The sequence below is a fragment of the Mesorhizobium sp. M1A.F.Ca.ET.072.01.1.1 genome, assembly GCF_004023325.1.
In the GTDB taxonomy this organism is placed as follows: domain Bacteria; phylum Pseudomonadota; class Alphaproteobacteria; order Rhizobiales; family Rhizobiaceae; genus Mesorhizobium.
Map to the genome: position 1 here is coordinate 1 of NZ_RZSF01000153.1, position 15,575 is coordinate 15,575.

The 15,575-nt window shown below is 64.2% G+C and carries 17 protein-coding genes and 1 pseudogene; 1 reads left to right on the plus strand and 17 read right to left on the minus strand.

What is annotated here, in order from left to right; all coding sequences use genetic code 11:
- The 16 genes from EOA32_RS20495 to EOA32_RS20570 form a co-directional block, all read right to left on the minus strand.
- On the minus strand, positions 1-1,018 hold a 1,018-nt coding region (locus EOA32_RS20495), incomplete at its 3' end, for an ATP-dependent metallopeptidase FtsH/Yme1/Tma family protein (protein WP_145971326.1).
- A gap of 106 nt (positions 1,019-1,124) precedes the next feature.
- Positions 1,125-2,519 carry a tRNA lysidine(34) synthetase TilS gene (gene tilS / locus EOA32_RS20500; RefSeq protein WP_128372706.1) on the minus strand — a complete coding sequence of 465 codons (1,395 nt, stop codon included), beginning with the start codon at positions 2,517-2,519 and terminating at the stop codon, positions 1,125-1,127.
- Between the two features lie 51 nt (positions 2,520-2,570).
- Positions 2,571-3,716: a tol-pal system protein YbgF gene (gene ybgF, locus EOA32_RS20505; RefSeq protein WP_128372707.1), complete on the minus strand. Its 1,146-nt coding sequence runs from the start codon at positions 3,714-3,716 to the stop codon at positions 2,571-2,573.
- 270 nt (positions 3,717-3,986) lie between these two features.
- Complete coding sequence (gene pal / locus EOA32_RS20510) at positions 3,987-4,493, minus strand: peptidoglycan-associated lipoprotein Pal (protein WP_067001802.1); 507 nt, start codon at positions 4,491-4,493, stop codon at positions 3,987-3,989.
- Between the two features lie 317 nt (positions 4,494-4,810).
- A complete protein-coding gene (tolB, locus tag EOA32_RS20515; RefSeq protein ID WP_245299761.1) occupies positions 4,811-6,091 on the minus strand; it encodes a Tol-Pal system beta propeller repeat protein TolB in 1,281 nt (426 codons plus the stop codon).
- 79 nt (positions 6,092-6,170) lie between these two features.
- The gene (locus tag EOA32_RS20520; protein WP_128372708.1) at positions 6,171-7,325 is read right to left on the minus strand and encodes a cell envelope integrity protein TolA; all 1,155 of its coding nucleotides are present in this window, start codon (positions 7,323-7,325) and stop codon (positions 6,171-6,173) included.
- Positions 7,326-7,332: 7 nt separating this feature from the next.
- On the minus strand, positions 7,333-7,794 hold the full coding sequence (gene tolR / locus EOA32_RS20525; protein ID WP_067001793.1) for a protein TolR: 462 nt from the start codon (positions 7,792-7,794) through the stop codon (positions 7,333-7,335).
- Positions 7,795-7,803: 9 nt separating this feature from the next.
- A complete protein-coding gene (gene tolQ, locus EOA32_RS20530; RefSeq protein WP_067001789.1) occupies positions 7,804-8,514 on the minus strand; it encodes a protein TolQ in 711 nt (236 codons plus the stop codon).
- A gap of 407 nt (positions 8,515-8,921) precedes the next feature.
- Positions 8,922-9,395, minus strand: a complete 474-nt coding sequence (ybgC, locus tag EOA32_RS20535; RefSeq protein WP_095778097.1) for a tol-pal system-associated acyl-CoA thioesterase — start codon at positions 9,393-9,395, stop codon at positions 8,922-8,924.
- Positions 9,396-9,539: 144 nt separating this feature from the next.
- The gene (locus tag EOA32_RS20540) at positions 9,540-10,442 is read right to left on the minus strand and encodes a metallophosphoesterase (protein ID WP_128372709.1); all 903 of its coding nucleotides are present in this window, start codon (positions 10,440-10,442) and stop codon (positions 9,540-9,542) included.
- Positions 10,443-10,570: 128 nt separating this feature from the next.
- On the minus strand, positions 10,571-11,608 hold the full coding sequence (ruvB, locus tag EOA32_RS20545) for a Holliday junction branch migration DNA helicase RuvB (protein WP_128372710.1): 1,038 nt from the start codon (positions 11,606-11,608) through the stop codon (positions 10,571-10,573).
- Between the two features lie 43 nt (positions 11,609-11,651).
- The gene (gene ruvA, locus EOA32_RS20550; RefSeq protein ID WP_128372711.1) at positions 11,652-12,272 is read right to left on the minus strand and encodes a Holliday junction branch migration protein RuvA; all 621 of its coding nucleotides are present in this window, start codon (positions 12,270-12,272) and stop codon (positions 11,652-11,654) included.
- A gap of 10 nt (positions 12,273-12,282) precedes the next feature.
- On the minus strand, positions 12,283-12,702 hold the full coding sequence (locus tag EOA32_RS20555; RefSeq protein ID WP_082980671.1) for a type II toxin-antitoxin system VapC family toxin: 420 nt from the start codon (positions 12,700-12,702) through the stop codon (positions 12,283-12,285).
- Complete coding sequence (locus EOA32_RS20560) at positions 12,680-12,949, minus strand: AbrB/MazE/SpoVT family DNA-binding domain-containing protein (RefSeq protein ID WP_128372712.1); 270 nt, start codon at positions 12,947-12,949, stop codon at positions 12,680-12,682. Before EOA32_RS20560 ends, EOA32_RS20555 begins: the two co-directional genes overlap by 23 nt.
- A 53-nt stretch (positions 12,950-13,002) precedes the next feature.
- On the minus strand, positions 13,003-13,515 hold the full coding sequence (ruvC, locus tag EOA32_RS20565) for a crossover junction endodeoxyribonuclease RuvC (protein ID WP_095778093.1): 513 nt from the start codon (positions 13,513-13,515) through the stop codon (positions 13,003-13,005).
- 213 nt (positions 13,516-13,728) lie between these two features.
- The gene (locus tag EOA32_RS20570) at positions 13,729-14,259 is read right to left on the minus strand and encodes a DUF1465 family protein (protein WP_095830980.1); all 531 of its coding nucleotides are present in this window, start codon (positions 14,257-14,259) and stop codon (positions 13,729-13,731) included.
- Between the two features lie 524 nt (positions 14,260-14,783).
- Here EOA32_RS20570 and EOA32_RS20575 point away from each other — a divergent pair.
- Complete coding sequence (locus EOA32_RS20575) at positions 14,784-15,335, plus strand: DUF2269 family protein (RefSeq protein WP_095799969.1); 552 nt, start codon at positions 14,784-14,786, stop codon at positions 15,333-15,335.
- 38 nt (positions 15,336-15,373) lie between these two features.
- Here EOA32_RS20575 and EOA32_RS20580 read toward each other — a convergent pair.
- Positions 15,374-15,575, minus strand: a pseudogene (locus EOA32_RS20580) (sulfite exporter TauE/SafE family protein); the annotation flags it as partial.

A 15,575-nucleotide genomic window follows, 5' to 3' on the forward strand; every position in this document is an offset into this window, starting at 1 on the left:
CATGCACCTTGAGGATCTTCTCGCGGCCGACGATGTCGGGGTTCGGCACCACCACCTGGCGGTCGAAGCGGCCCGGCCTGAGCAGCGCCGGGTCGAGCACGTCGGGCCGGTTGGTGGCGGCGATCAGGATGATGCTTTCGTTGGACTCGAAGCCGTCCATCTCGACCAGCAGCTGGTTCAGCGTCTGCTCGCGCTCGTCATTGCCGCCGCCGAGGCCGGCGCCGCGATGGCGGCCGACGGCGTCGATTTCGTCGATGAAGATGATGCAGGGGGCGTTCTTCTTGGCCTGGTCGAACATGTCACGCACCCGGCTTGCGCCGACGCCGACGAACATCTCGACGAAATCCGAGCCGGAGATGGTGAAGAACGGCACATTGGCCTCGCCTGCGACGGAGCGGGCGAGCAGCGTCTTGCCGGTTCCGGGAGGGCCGACCAGCAGCACGCCGCGCGGGATCTTGCCGCCGAGCCGCTGGAACTTCTGCGGATCGCGCAGGAACTCGACGATCTCCTCCAGGTCCTCCTTGGCCTCGTCGACGCCGGCGACGTCCTGGAAGGTGACGCGGCCATGCGCCTCGGTGAGCAACTTCGCCTTCGACTTGCCGAAGCCCATGGCGCGGCCGGAGCCGGACTGCATCTGGCGCATGAAGAATATCCACACGCCGAGGATCAGGATCATCGGCAGCCACGAGATCAGATAGCCGAACAGCGAGTTCGAACCGTCGCTTTCAGGCCGCGCGTTGATGGTGACGTTCTTGTCCTGCAGCCTGGAGACCAGCGACGGATCGCCCGGCGAATAGGTCTGGAAGCCGTTGGCGTTGTCCGTGTAGTTGCCCGAGATACGGGCGCCGGCGATCGTCACGCTCTTGACCCGGCCGGAAGAGACATCCTGCAGGAACTGCGAATAGGCAATCTCGCTCGAAGCGCCGCGCGTCTGCGGCGTCTGGAAAAGATTGAACAAGGCGATGAGCAGGACCGCTATGATCGCCCAGAGCGCGAGGTTGCGATAATTCGGATTCATCTATTGTCCTGTTGGCGTCCGCGCGCGGACCCACGATGGTGATTGGAGGCTTGGGCCTAACATAGGGAGAGCGTCTCCCCTTGCCAAGCAGAACAGCATGCCTCGGTTAAGCTTTCGCCCATGCTCCGCCGCGATCATGGCCGCCAAAAGGCGAGGGCGGCAGCGGCGGCGCGCCGATCAGCGCGGCGACGGCGGCAGCGGGCCGGAGATCGAAGGACGGCAGGAAGCGGGTGAAGGGCGACACCGCAGGAACGATCGCCGTCGCCGGCGGCGCGGCATCATCGCCAGCCAAATCAAGGCGTTCGCCGCCGCGCCACAGCGCGGGCTCGGCGGCCAGCGCCTTGCGCAGCAAGCTCGCCGGAACGTCGCCTTCCGGGGTAAATCGCTTGGCGGCGCCGGGACCTGCTGGCGCGATCACCAACCCGCTCGGCCTGTCGCTCAATGTGATCCTCCGCCGACCGTCCCACAAGGCCTGCTCAGCAGCCGGAACCGCGGGCAGATTGCGGGCCTCGCGGTGGAGGAAGATGCCGCCGGTGCGGCGCGCGTCGACCACCGTCCGCGACAATGTGGCGCAAAGCGTCCCCGACCGCAGATGCTCGAACAGCGCCCGGCAACGCGCCTCGTCGACAAGGAACGTGACGCCGCCGACCGTGGCGAGCAGGATGCGAAATGCATAGACGGCGGCTTCGCTATCCTCACCACTGGCGAAATCGCGATCGAGGCGGATGAGCCCCGGAGCCGGCTGGCTAGCGAAGGCGCCGATCAGCGCCGCCGCACGCTGGCCGAGGTTCTCGCGCTCGGCGGCTGCCTGTCCGGCCTTCGCGATTGCTTCCTTGAAACGCGCCTCGCCGTCTCTGCCTGCAAGCCAGATGCGCAGGCGCGGCCGCTCGAAGCGCCGGTCGACATTGGTCGGATCCTCGGTCCAGCCGATGCCGCGACGCTTCAGCATCTCCCGCAATGCCGCGCGGCGCGTGGCGAGCAGCGGGCGGGCGATCCAGACCCGCCAATCGTAGAGCGTGGCGGGCGCCATGCCGGCGAGCCCGCGGCCGTCGCGTGGATCCTCGTCGCGGGCCTCCTCTTCACGAACTTGCCGCATCAGCACGGTCTCGGCCTGGTCGTCGGCGGTATGTCCGGTCACCACCGTGCGGATGCCTTCCCCTTCGGCTGCCTCGGCCAGCAGCCGGTAGCGCGCCTCGCGCGCGGCGGCCGGCAAGCCGGTCGATGGCTTGCGGCCGGACCAGACGAGCGTGCGATGCGCGATGCCGTGCTCGGCGCAAAGCCGGGCGACAGCTTGCGCTTCGGCTGCCGAGCTTGGTCTGAGGTCATGATCGATCGTCACCGCAAGCAGCCTTGCCGCGGGCAGGGTACGGTCGAGGTGGTGCTTGAGCAGATGGAGAAGGGCGGTCGAGTCGCTGCCGCCGGACACGGCCGCAACGGCGCCGTGGGAGAAGTCGAAGTCTTGGAAAAGGCGATCCGAAAGGTCAGTCTCGGTATCGAACATCACTGCGCGTCGTCCAAAAGCGGTCCCGATTCTGGGACAACGACACGCAAGCTAGCACGAGGCCAGCGCCTTTTCCTGCTTGATGCGTTCCTTCAGCGTGCCGGAAACATCCGGGTAGCGCTTGCCGATCTCGTTGAAAGTGGCGCAGGCCACGTCGTTCTGCTTGAGGCCGACCAGCGATACGCCGAGCTTGAGCAGCATGTCGGGCGCCTTCTTGGCCTTCGGATAATCCTTGCTGGCGGCCAGGAAAACCTCCGCCGCGTCGCGATATTTCTGCTGGCCAAGCAGGGATTCGCCCAGCCAGTAATGCGCGTCCGCCGCCTTGGCGTCCTTGGGGAAGCGCGAGATATGGTCGCGGAAACCCTGCTCGGCGGTGGGATAGTCGCCCGACAGGATGAACTGGTAGGAGTTGCGGTAGAGCTCGTCCGGATTGTTGGTCGAGGGCAGCGAGGCCATGACCGTGCCGCCGGACTTGCTTTTGCCAGGCTTGCCGCCGGTCTCGGCGGCAGGCGCGTTTGCCGTAGCCGCGGGAGCTTCCGTCTGCGAGCCCGCCTGCGGGGCGGGGTCGGCATTGACGACATTGCCGTTCTTGTCGACGGTAATGGTGCCGAAGGTCTTCGGCGGCGCGCCGGTGATCAACTTGCCCGGGTCGCCGGTCTGAGACTCGACGATGACGTCGCCGACGCTCTTGCCGCCGCCGTCCTGCGGAGCCGTGCCGGGCGCAGCTTGCGTCGCCGGAGCCGTTGCGACGTTGGTGTCGGTGCCGCTGTCGCCGGCGCCAGCATCGCCCATATTCGTGTTGCCGCTGCTGCCGTCCTGCGGCGCGGTCTCCGACTTCTTCTGGCCCGTTGGCTTCGCGCCCTGCGAGCCGCCTTCGAGCTGCTGGAAGCGGAACTCGTTGTCCTCCTGCTGCTTGCGCATCTGCTCCTGCATTTGCAGGATCTGGAAATTGAGCTCCTCAAGCTTGCCGTTCATCTGGCGGATCTGATCCTCCAGACCGGTCATGCCGGCGCCGTCCTGCTGGGCGACTTGCGCCTGCTCGGTCTTCTTCTTGTCGCCGAAAATGCCCAGCGTCGGCAGATGGAAAGTGAAGCCGCTGTCCGAGGATTGCCCGCTGTCCGCCGGTGCGGCGATGCCTGCGATGCTTGATAGGAGCAGCAGCGCAAGCGTGCCGCTCAGGACCGTTCTGAAATGCATTATATCTCTCGCCGTGAAAATCTGTTGGCCCGATGCGCCTTTCCAAATCGGAGGGGGATAAAGCGCCCTCGCGCTCTTAGCAGGACGCGAGACTTCGGCCAAATTTTGTTTCAAGCTGTCGCATATGAAAAAGGCGGCTCGGAGGCCGCCTTTCGTTCAGCGATGTTGTATTTTTGCCGCCCACAGCGCCGCGCGTCGTCAGACGCGCCAAGGACGCTGTGGCGCTTATGAGCGTTTCCGAAAATCGATATCGATTTCCGGCGCGGCGCGTCAGGAACCGGCGCCCGAGAGCGTGGTGACGGCGCGGCGGTTCTGCGACCAGCACGAAATGTCGTCGCAGACGGCGACCGGGCGTTCCTTGCCGTAGGAGATCGTCTTCAGACGGTTGGCCGCGACGCCCTTCGAAACCAGGAAGTCGCGGGTGGCAGCGGCGCGGCGGGCGCCCAGCGCCAGATTGTACTCGCGCGTGCCGCGCTCGTCGGCATGGCCTTCGATGACGATGGCATACTGCCTGTACTGGTTGAGCCACTGCGCCTGGCGCGACAGCGTCGTCTGCGCGTCGGCGCGGATCGACGAGGAGTCGGTGTCGAAGAAGATGCGGTCGCCGATGTTGACGGTGAAGTCCTGCGCCGAGCCGGGCGTGGCAGAGCCGGCGCCGTTGAGGCCGAGATCGGCGGCGCTGTTCGGGGTCTTCTTCGAGGCGCAGCCGGTGATGGCCAGAGCCGCCACCAGCGCGATCATCGCCGGATTTCTGGTAAGTGCTGCGATACGGCCCATGCCGCCTCTCCTTCGCATTCGAGTGATTTCGTTGATCACCCAGTAACCACGTTTGGGTTAACCGGCATTCAAGAAACACGGTTAATTTTTCGTTTCGAGCCGCCGTCCTCGGCCGATTTAGCTAGGCTCACAATGCGCGGCGACCGTAGGCGGAAATGCGGCCAAAACATGAAAAAAGGGGGAATTGAGGAACTGAAGAACTGAGGAATTGAAGGAAGAAATTAGGCCAGCTTCTCTCTGAGATTTACAAGCGCCCCGGGTCCTCCATTTTCCTCAGTTCTTCAGTTCCCCGTTCTTAAATTCTTCCGTTCCTCTGCCTACTCCAGCAGCGGCGACCAGGCCGGATCCGAGGCGAAGTTCGAGGTCGGGATCTGCTGCTCGTTGCGGCCGGTAAGATCGACCGTGACCAGTTTCGGCCCGCCGGCGGAGTCGCGGAAGAACATCAGCACGCGACCGTTCGGCGCCCAGGTCGGCCCCTCCTGCTGGAAGCCGGAGGACAGGATGCGCTCGCCCGAACCGTCGGTCTTCATGACGCCGATCTGGAACTCGCCGCCCGACTGCTTGGTGAAGGCGATGAGGTCGCCGCGCGGCGACCACACCGGCGTGGAATAGACGCCGTCGCCGAACGAGATGCGGTGCGGGTTGGAGCCGTCCGCACCCATGACGTAGATCTGCGAGCGGCCGCTGCCGCCGCCGCGGTCGGAGGTGAAGACGATCTGCGAGCCGTCGGGCGAATAGGAGGGCGAGGTGTCGATGGCGGTCGAGTCGGTGAGCCGCGTGGTCGAACGGCTTCTCAGATCCATGGCGAAGATGTTGGAGTTGCCGTCATCGCGCAGCAGGCTCATGATCACCTTCTGGCCATCGGGCGAAAAGCGCGGCGCGAACGTCATGCCGGGGAAATTGCCGACCAGCTCGCGCTGTCCGGTCTCGATCTGCAGCAGATACACCTTCGGCTGTCCGCTCTCATAGGACATGTAGGTGATTTCCTGCCGGTTCGGCGAGAAGCGCGGCGTCAGCACGATCGAACGGCCGTCCGACAGGTAGCGGACGTTGGCGCCGTCCTGGTCCATGATGGCAAGACGCTTCTTGCGCGCGTTCTTGGCGCCGGATTCGTCGACGAAGACGACGCGCGTATCGAAGTAACCCTTCTCGCCGGTCAGCCGCTCGTAGATCGCATCGGCGATGATATGGGCGACGCGCCTGGTATTGGCGTCATTGGCGAAGAACTGCTCCCCGGCCATCTGCTGGCCGGCAAAGGTGTCCCATAGCCGGTACTGGGCGCGGATGCGCCCGTCGGCTTCCTTGCCGACGCTGCCGGTGACCAGCGCCTGCGCATTGATCACCTTCCAGTCGTCGAAGCGCGGCGTGGCGTCCGGGCCGGAGATCTTCTCGATGAAAGCGCTCTTGTCGATCGGCGCGAACAGGCCGGAGCGCTTGAGGTCGGCCGTGACGATCTCCGTGATCTGCGCGCCGAGCTCACCATTGGACTGGAAGTCAGTGATGGCGATCGGCAGCGGCTCGACATTGCCCTTGTTGACGTTGAGCTCGACGAGCGCCCAGGCCGGCAAGGTGGCGGCGGTCGTCATGCCCAGCGCCATGGCTGCAATCGTCAGGAGCGGCTTGAGGAAAGATCTCATGTCTTCTCGCTTCTCTTCTTTGATGGTTCGGACGCAAGGCCTATAGGCCAAGCATCTCCCTTGGGTCGAAGGTGACCCGGATGTCGTTCCAAATGTCCTGCTTGCCGGCGGGAACCTGCAGGCCGGCCACGTCGCATTTTTGAACCGCGCGCACTGCGCTTTCGTCGAACTGCCGGTTGCCGCTCGACTGCTCGACCGACGGGCGGCCGTCGAGCTTGCCGTTGGTATCGAGATTGAACCGGACCACGACGACGAAGTTCTCCGAACCTTCCAGTCCAACCGGCAAGGTCCAGCAGCCGCCGAGCTGAGCTTCGAGCGCGCCTTGCTCGGATTTGGACAGCTTCTGGCCCTGATCCTTCTCGCCGCCGAGCGACGACTGCTGCGTGGAGCGCTTGGCGCCGCCACCCGACGGCTTCTGCTTGTCCAGAAGTGCTGAAATCTCGTCGGCGTTGAACTGCTTTTCATCCGACTTCGGCTTCGAGGAAGCTTCCTTCACCGGCTTTTCAGCGTCCTTGCGTTCCGGCGCCTTGGCGCTCTCGGCGGGAGCGGGCTGCGGCTTCGGCCGCGCTGCAGGGGCGGGCGCCGAGTCCGGAAGCTGTGCCTCCTCGGTCGGCTGCTCCTTGGCGATCGCCTCGGCGACGGCGTCCGGCTTGACCTCTTCCTTCTGGATGGCGGCGGTCGTGTCCTTCGGCGTCGCTGGCGTCGGCTCCTTGGCGGGTGTCGGCTTCGGCTCCGTCTGCTTGACCGGCTCGGGCTTGACCTCTTCCTTAGGTGTCGGCGTCGGCGCGACTTCGGTCGCCGGGGTCGGCTTCGGCTTTTCCTGCGGCTTCGGCACGTCCTCGACCGCCGGCTTCTCGGTCGGCGTCGGCGCCGGGGGCGGCGCGGATGTCTTCTCGACCGGCTTCGGCTTGGCCTCGTCGGTTACCGGCTTGTCGGTGTCGACGCTGTTCTCGCCGACCTTCTGCGCGTCGGGGACGATATCCGGGCGCTTGGTCGGCAGCGGCGCCGGCTTGTCATGCATGACCGCTTTCTTGTCGCCCTGCAGGGTCTGCGCGATCGCTTCCATCGGCACGATGTCGACCGCGACGGACTCCACGTCGGAAGCCGGCATGGCGGGCGGCGAGGAGAGCGTGAACAGCCCGAAGGCCAGCGCCACCGCATGCAAGATCACCGAGGAGGTGAGGCCCGTCCGCATTTGGCGTCTACTGGTCCTGTTCCTGCAGCGAGATCAGGCCGATGTTCTTGTAGCCGGCGTTCTGGATGAGGCCCATCACCTTCAGCGCGGTGCCGTAACTGGTCGCTTTGTCGCCGCGGATGTAGATGCGCTCGTCATAGCCGGTCTTGGAAATCGCCTGCAGCTTGGCGACCAGCTCTTCCTGAGGGATTTCGGTTTCCTGCAGGTGAATCTCGCCGGAAGGGCCGATCGAGATTTGGATCGGCTGCGTGTCGGCGTTCATCGCCTTGGCTTTCGTCTCCGGCAGGTCGATCGGCACACCGACGGTGAGCAGCGGCGCCGCGACCATGAAGATGATCAGCAGCACCAGCATCACGTCGACCATCGGCGTGACGTTGATTTCCGACATCAGGGCATGATGACGACCGCGCCGCCGGTGGCCGCGTCCGCCTCGCCCTATGCCACCTGCGCTAGCAGCAGACATACCCATGATCGTACCTCAGGCCTTCTGCGCGACTTTTTCATCGATTTGGCGCGAGAGTATGGCGGAGAACTCATCCGCAAACCCTTCCATGCGCACGGCGAGCTTGTTCGCATCCGATGACAGCTTGTTGTAGGCGATTACGGCCGGAATGGCCGCGAGCAGGCCGATGGCCGTCGCCAGCAGCGCTTCCGCGATGCCGGGCGCCACGACCGACAGGCTGGTGTTCTTCGAGGCGGCGATCGCCTGGAAGGAGGTCATGATGCCGATTACGGTGCCGAACAAGCCGATGAAGGGCGCGGCCGAACCCGTGGTGGCAAGGAAGCCGAGCCGACCCTCCAGCCTTTCCATCTCGCGGGTCAGCGCGAGATCCATCGCCTTGTCGATGCGGGTCTGCAATGCCAGCGCCGATTTGGCGCCCTTCTCGAAGCTCTTCTTCCATTCGCGCATGGCGGCAACGAAGATCGCGCCCATGCCGGTGGTCTTGCGGTCGGCGAGCGTGCGGTAGAGCTCCTCGAGCGACTGTCCCGACCAGAACACCTGCTCGAAGCGATTGAGCGCCATCCGCATGCGGCTATAGGCGACAAGCTTGTCGATGATGATCGCCCAGGTCCAGATCGAGGCGCACAGCAACCCGATCATGACCAATTTGACCACCCAGCCGGCCTGCATGAACAAGGCCCATATCGACAAATGCGCGCCCGGGTCGGCGAGTGCGATGTTTTCCATGACTACGTCCTTAAGATTTTTCCGGGCATCGCTGGCGGCTGGCCCATGGCATCCCTTTGGTCCGATCGCGCGAAGCCTGAAGCCCGCGGGACAAGCCCCGAATGCACCGTTTCGCGGCGTTTTCGGGGCAAATCTTGGTCAAAGGAAGGCACACGAATTGCGCCAATCTTCACCAATTCCTTCATGAACCGTTATGGTTAAGGATGGGTTAGGATATGAAGCGTGGCGCATTGCCGCGCCCACCCGGCCGGCGCCACGCCTAGACGCGGCTGGTCAGTGCCCTAAGCGGGGTCGCGCTCAATCGGATTCAGGCGCCGCTCTTTAAGGCCTTGCTTGATGCATGTCGTTGTCCAGAACCGGGCAAACTTCTGCGCGACATGCATTAGGCCGAAGCCGGTTCACGGTGATCAGTCGCTCGCCTTCGGCATAAAGGCCGCGATCCATTCCTTCGGAAATCGGCGCGGCCGGCCGTTCTCGCCGATGATCGCCGCCTCGACCTTCGCCTCGACCAGCACCTCGCCGCCGCGCTTCAACTGCTGCGCCATGAAGATGCGGGCACCCGAAATGTCCTCGGTGCGCGTGTCGATGGTGAGGATGTCGTCCATGCGGGCCGGCGAACGGAACTCGATTTCCATGCGCCGGACCACCCAGACGATGCGCTCGCCATGCTTGCCATCGGCAAGCTCGGTGTGATGGACGCCGGCGAGCCTGAGATAGTCCGAGCGCCCGCGTTCGAAGAATTCGAGATAGCGCGCATGGTAGACGACGCCGGAGAAATCGGTGTCGGCATAGTAGACGCGGGCCATCAGGCGATGGCCGGATTGCGTCAGCGTCCCCGAAAGCCCGGCGCTGAGCGCTGCGGATTCACCATGATCGTCCATCGCGCTTTCCTTTTCAGGCCCGAACAGGCAGGTGTTTGGCGCGAGAACCGGATGGCACTGTTGGGCGCGATGATCAAGCCTTGATGGCGGGGGTTCTGGCGCTTGGCGCCTGCGCGGTTTTCCGTCCGCGTGAAAATACCGGAGCTACCCGAGGTCGATCTGCAGGATCTCTGGTGGCATGCCGAACCGGACCGGCATGATGCTGAAGCCGAGCCCGCCGGAAACGATCAGGTTACGATCGTTCTCGACGACATGGCCATAAGCGTAGCGGTTGCCGAAGTCGGACGGCACGACCGGCGAATAGCCGAACAGCCGCACCTGCCCGCCATGGGTGTGGCCCGAAAGCGTCAGCGAAACCCGCCAGGGCACTTTCGGAAAGATGTCCGGCTCATGCGCGAGCAGGATGATCGGCTCGGCGCCTTGCACCTTGGCAAGCGTCCCGCCGAGGTCGTCCAGGCCCTTGAAGCCATGGCGGCCCAGGGCTTTGCTCGGCCGGATTGCCAGCTGGTCCGCAAGTCCGGCGATCCAGAAGCCATGCCCGTCCTTCTCCAGCCGCACCACGTCGTTTTCCAGCACCGGGATGCCGACGCTCTCCAGTGCCCTGCGCGCGGCCGTCGGCCCGGCCTTGGCCAGTTGCGCCGCATGATCGTGCCACCAGTCGTGATTGCCGAGGATCGAGAGCACGCCGAGCGGCGCCTTCAGCCCTGACAAAGCGGCGGCCCACTCCGGTGCAGACACTTCGGCCGTGACCAGCCGCATTCCATCGACATAGTCGCCGAGCAGCACGATCAGGTCTGGCTGCAGGGCATTCGTCCGTTCGACGAGCGAAGCGATCCGCTCCGACGTCATCCAGGGATGGCAGGCATGAATGTCGGCCAGTGCTGCGACGCGCAGCTTGAGGCCCGCGGGCCAGTGCGGCGGCGTCAGCGAATAGCGTTTCACATGAGCGAGCAGCATCGGCTCGATGCCGACCGCATAGGCGCTCAACGACACCATGGACAGGAACGATCCGCCGATGAGGCGCAGAAAGCCACGTCTGGTGATCATCGGTCAGCCCCGACCCCCGGAAATGCGTCAAGCTGCCTTAGAGGCTGCAATTGTGCCTTCAGCTTGGCGGAGCTGGGGAGATTTCGCGCAGGAAGCCCTTCAAGGCGCGTCCGACGAACAAATGTCCGTTACTCTTCCTGGAACAGGCTGATCTGCTGCTGCACGAGGTCTTTCGGTGCTTCAAGGCCGAGATGCCGCCAGGCATTGGCGGTCAGCACGCGGCCGCGCGGCGTGCGCTGGATGAAGCCCTGCTGGATCAGGTAGGGTTCGATGATGTCCTCGATGGCGTCGCGCGGTTCCGACAGCCCAGCCGCGATCGTCTCGATGCCGACGGGTCCGCCGCCGAAGTTGCGGGCGATCATAGAGAGATACCGGCGGTCGAGCGCGTCGAGGCCGAGCCCGTCGACTTCCAGCCTGGTCAGCGCCTCGTCGGCAATGCGTTTATCGACATGGCCGTTTCCGGCGACGGAGGCGAAGTCTCGCACCCGGCGCAACAGACGTCCGGCAATGCGCGGCGTGCCGCGAGCGCGGCGCGCGATCTCCAGCGCGCCGTCGTCACCGAGCGGCATCGAGAGGATGCGGGCGCCGCGGCGTACGATCTGCTCCAACTCCTCAACCGTGTAGAAATTGAGCCTGACCGGGATGCCGAAACGGTCGCGCAGAGGATTCGTCAAAAGTCCGAGCCGGGTTGTCGCTGCAACCAGCGTGAAGCGGGCGAGATCGATTTTGACCGAGCGCGCCGCCGGCCCCTCGCCGATGATGAGGTCAAGCTGGAAATCCTCCATCGCCGGGTAGAGGATTTCTTCCACCGCCGGATTGAGCCGGTGGATCTCGTCGATGAAGAGCACGTCGCGCTCCTCGAGATTGGTGAGCAGCGCCGCAAGGTCGCCGGCTTTGGCAATGACCGGCCCCGACGTCGAGCGGAAATTGACGCCGAGCTCACGCGCCATGATCTGCGCCAGCGTCGTCTTGCCGAGCCCCGGCGGGCCGACGAACAGAACATGGTCGAGCGCCTCGCCGCGGCTCTTGGCGGCATCGACGAAGACCTTGAGATTGGCACGCGCCGCAGCCTGACCGACGAACTCGTCAAGCGACTGCGGCCGCAAGCTCTGGTCGGCATCCTCGCCGCGCTTGTCGGGGGCAATGAGACGGGGCGAAAGGCTCATGCGGTCTTCCTTGCATACGGCAAGGACCGGGACAAGCGCCACCTCACCGCGCCAGTTCCTTCAGGCCGAAGCGGATCAGTTTCGAGGCATCCGCCCCTTCGCCGGCCGACTTTACGGCCGCGGCCACCGCATTGGCGGCGATGTCGCGCGAATAGCCGAGATTGACCAGCGCCGAGACTGCGTCGGTGATGGGTGCTGCCGCCACGCCTTCGCCAAGCTCCTGCTTGAGGCCGATCGTGCCGGTGGCGGCGCCCGCATAGGCCGGCGCCTTGGTGCGCAATTCGGTGACGATGCGCTCGGCCACCTTCTTGCCGACGCCCGGTGCGCGCGACACCATGGCGATGTCGCGCAACGCGATCGCATTGGCGAGGTCGGGCGGCGCCAGCGTCGACAGCACGGCCAGCGCCACCTTGGCGCCGACGCCCTGCACATTGTTCATCAAAAGGCGGAACCACTCGCGCTCGAGCGGGGTCTGAAAGCCGTATAGCCGGATCATGTCCTCGCGCACATAGGTCTCGATGAACAGCACCACCGCCTCGCCGGGGGACGGCAGCGATGCCAATGTGCGAGCCGAGCAATGGGCGACATAGCCGACGCCGTGCACGTCCACGGTGCAGGAATCCTCGTCGATCTCATCCAGCGTGCCCTTCAGCTTGCCGATCATGTCCTGGCCTTCATGGATGCGTTTCCGGAGAGACGATTTCGAGGTCGGGGAAATAGCTGCGATAGCGAGGAGCGTCGCGCGTCAATAGGCGGTGACCAGCAACGGCGGCATGAGCGCCAATGAAAAAATCCGGCAAGGTCCGCTCTCGAACACCGCCGGCCCGCCGATAACGGGAATGTGCCACCCCAGCCAAGAATGCGGCTTCCCAGGGCAAAAACTCGCGATCCATTTCAAGCCTCTCGGCTGCTTTCCTCAGCATTGCTTCGGAAGCAACCAGGGGAGCAAGCTCGGACCAGACGATGCTGTTGATGACCAACGCGCCATCGCGTCGGCAGGAGATAATCGCGGACGAAGACCATTCCGTCAGCGGCCCAGCCGGACCCCAGACGTCAATGAGCACGTTTGTGTCAATCAACGTCGAGATTTTCACGTGGTCCCCTCAACCACTCAATGTACTCGTCCGTCGTCATGCCGCCCAAATCCAGCGTCCCCTCCATCTTGCCGAGGACCTCTTTGAATTTGCGGGCAGCTTCCTCCTCCGAAATGTTTTCATTGACGGCGACAAGCCGGGCGCCCTCGTCCGTAGCCACGAACTGGACCTCCGAACCCGGGCCTATGCCCAAGTGGTCCCTTATTTGTTTGGGGATCGTGACTTGCCCTTTGGTGGTCACACGCATGGTAATACTCCGAAGGTATTACTTACTGCGCAAATGAGAACAAGTCAAGAACGCTACCCGGCCAGCGCCGCCATTCGGTAGGCGACGCTTTGACGGTGATGCGCATGACATACGGCGATGGCCAGGGCATCGGCGGCATCGTCGGTCTCGAACACCGCTTTCGGCATCAGCACTTTCACCATCATATGGATCTGCTTCTTCTCGCCGTGGCCGACGCCGATCACCGCCTTCTTGACCGCGTTGGGCGCGTATTCCGCGACCGCCAGCCCGGCGCGCGCCGGCACCAGCATGGCGATGCCGCGCGCCTGGCCGAGCTTCAGCGTCGCTGTGGCATCCTTGTTGACGAAGGTCTGCTCGATCGCCGCCTCATGCGGCATGGCCTGGTGCAGCACCTCGGCGAGCCCATCATGCAATTGGCAGAGCCTCGTTGCGAGCGGCGCCTTGTCGTCGGAACGCACGGTGCCGGAGGCGACGAAGCGCAGCGAATTGCCGAGGCTCTCGACGATGCCCCAGCCGGTGCGCCTCAGGCCCGGATCGATGCCGATGATGCGAATCGCTTCCCCCATGCGCCAAGTCTAACCGCGGCGCAGGGCGATGCCAGCGAATTGTGAACAAACCAGAAACGGCCTGTGCCGGGATGGGCTGCTTCAGAATTCGGTCCGATGAGTCCGTATGGCGGCGTTTTCAAGAACCGGTGCGGAACTGACTTTAGTACACGAGCACCGGAAGCGCAGAAAACGGCGCCAGATAGCGATCAGAGCGAATTGTGGGGCAGCCTGTTAGCCGCGGGCGAAGGCCGTGTTCAGCAGGCTGATCTGATCGGAGACCGGGTTGGCACGGCGGCCGGCGGCCGGCGTGTCGTTCATGGCGCCGCCGTAGATCTCCTCGTCCATGCGCTTCACCAGCGCCTGCAGGCGCAGCGACCGGCTCACCAGTTCCAGGAAGTCCTTTGGCAATTCGCTCCAGCCCAGCGCCTCGTCATGCGCGGAGGCGGTATCGAGCCGCACCTTGGATTTTTCCGAGGCGACCTGGTCGCGGGTCATCTCGCCGGAATTGGCCGCGCGCTGCAAAAGCAGCCAGGAGGCGACCTGCATCAGCCTCGTGGTAAGACGCATCGATTCGGCCGCATAGAGCGTCGCCGCCGTGCGCGACAGCTTCTTGGCTTCGAGCCTGCCCTTGCCGTCAAGATATTCGGCCGCCTGTTCGACCAGGCCCATGCCCTCCTGGTAAAGCGGCTTGAAGGATTGGGAGAAAACCCGGCGTTCCGCGAGCTTTATGGTTTTCGCGCTGCCCTTCGAAGGCTCGTTCATCGATACGCCCCTGCACTGCCGCAAGCCGATTCGGCATCCTTGCCGATACGTCCTGCACCCTTAAACGACTGAGGCTTGAAAATGCGCTTCGATGCCCATGAAGGCAAGCGCATGTTTAACAAACGGTTAACGCCGAGGCGCGTTGTCCGCCGGCGGCCAACGGGCAAAAAAAGAGCCGCGGATAAGGCGGCTCTCAGGAGTTTAACAGGGAGGCGTCAAACAAAGTGGCTCCAACCACTCGGTAAGAATCCAGACAAACTGGATGGGTCCTAGTAAACGCCTGTAAAGCTTAATGAAGCCTTAACGCCGCGCGGAATTTTCAAGCGAACGGACTTTTCCTGTGCCGGAACGGGACGGCCCGGCTTCCTCCCGCGCCATCCAGCCCTGGATGCATATGGCGGCGCCGAAACATCGGTCCCGCCGCCGCGACATCGTTTCGAAACACGCTCCGCGCTAAACGCCCGCTCCTCTCAATGGCTGGCGCAGTCGACGCCGTCACCGATCAAGAAATGCAGGAGCACACCATGGACTGGTATTCGATCGTCAAATTCCTTCACGTCGTCTCGGCCATCCTGTGGGTCGGCGGCGGCTTCGTCCTGTTCCTGCTCGGCGTGCTCGCCGAGCGCGCCGGCAACATCCAGGACAAGCTGCAAGCGATGCGGGCGAGCGGCGAGCTCGGCGGCCGCTTCTTCGCGCCGATGTCGATGCTCACCCTGATTTTCGGCCTGATCATGTGCGGCTTCTGGGTCGGCTTTTCCGACCTGTGGATCATCATCGGCCTTGTCGGCTACGCCACGACCTTCTCGATCGGCATGCTCGTTTTCAAGCCGACCGGCGAGCGGATGGGCGCCATGGTCGCCAAGGAAGGCGTGACGCCGGCGGTTCTCGCCATCGGCCAGCGCATGATGCGCTGGGCGCGTTTCGACTACGCGGTGATGCTGGTGATCATCGCCGACATGGTACTGAAGCCTACGCTTCACGACATCGGCATCCTCGCCGGCATGGTGCTGGTGATCGCGTCCGGCGCAGCGCTTGCGCTTGGCGGCGGCCGCCAGCTGGTGCCGAGCGCCGCTTGATCCTTCTGTGGCGGGCGGCCGGTGCGCCGCCCTGCCCGTTACATCAGGCCGGCAATACCGTCCCAGAGCAGCTTGAGCGCCACCACCGCCACCGTCGCGTATGTGAACGGATAAAACACCTCCGGCCGCATGCGGCGCACCAGCCAGGCGCCGGCGATGGTGGAAAGCGGCGCCAGCGGCATCAGCGCAAACGATGCGGTGAGATTGGTGCTGTCGAACTGGCCAAGCGCGAAATAGGGA

Coding starts and splice junctions, on each gene's coding strand:
- EOA32_RS20540 (WP_128372709.1), bottom strand. CDS start 10,442: ATGATCACCAGACGTGGCTTTCTGCGCCTCATCGGCGGATCGTTCCTG.
- ruvC (WP_095778093.1), bottom strand. CDS start 13,515: ATGGGGGAAGCGATTCGCATCATCGGCATCGATCCGGGCCTGAGGCGC.
- EOA32_RS20570 (WP_095830980.1), bottom strand. CDS start 14,259: ATGAACGAGCCTTCGAAGGGCAGCGCGAAAACCATAAAGCTCGCGGAA.
- EOA32_RS20575 (WP_095799969.1), top strand. CDS start 14,784: ATGGACTGGTATTCGATCGTCAAATTCCTTCACGTCGTCTCGGCCATC.
- ybgF (WP_128372707.1), bottom strand. CDS start 3,716: ATGCATTTCAGAACGGTCCTGAGCGGCACGCTTGCGCTGCTGCTCCTA.
- ybgC (WP_095778097.1), bottom strand. CDS start 9,395: ATGGACGATCATGGTGAATCCGCAGCGCTCAGCGCCGGGCTTTCGGGG.
- tolB (WP_245299761.1), bottom strand. CDS start 6,091: ATGGCGCTGGGCATGACGACCGCCGCCACCTTGCCGGCCTGGGCGCTC.
- tilS (WP_128372706.1), bottom strand. CDS start 2,519: ATGTTCGATACCGAGACTGACCTTTCGGATCGCCTTTTCCAAGACTTC.
- ruvA (WP_128372711.1), bottom strand. CDS start 12,272: ATGATCGGCAAGCTGAAGGGCACGCTGGATGAGATCGACGAGGATTCC.
- tolR (WP_067001793.1), bottom strand. CDS start 7,794: ATGGGTATGTCTGCTGCTAGCGCAGGTGGCATAGGGCGAGGCGGACGC.
- EOA32_RS20520 (WP_128372708.1), bottom strand. CDS start 7,325: ATGCGGACGGGCCTCACCTCCTCGGTGATCTTGCATGCGGTGGCGCTG.
- EOA32_RS20560 (WP_128372712.1), bottom strand. CDS start 12,949: ATGCGTGTGACCACCAAAGGGCAAGTCACGATCCCCAAACAAATAAGG.
- tolQ (WP_067001789.1), bottom strand. CDS start 8,514: ATGGAAAACATCGCACTCGCCGACCCGGGCGCGCATTTGTCGATATGG.
- pal (WP_067001802.1), bottom strand. CDS start 4,493: ATGGGCCGTATCGCAGCACTTACCAGAAATCCGGCGATGATCGCGCTG.
- ruvB (WP_128372710.1), bottom strand. CDS start 11,608: ATGAGCCTTTCGCCCCGTCTCATTGCCCCCGACAAGCGCGGCGAGGAT.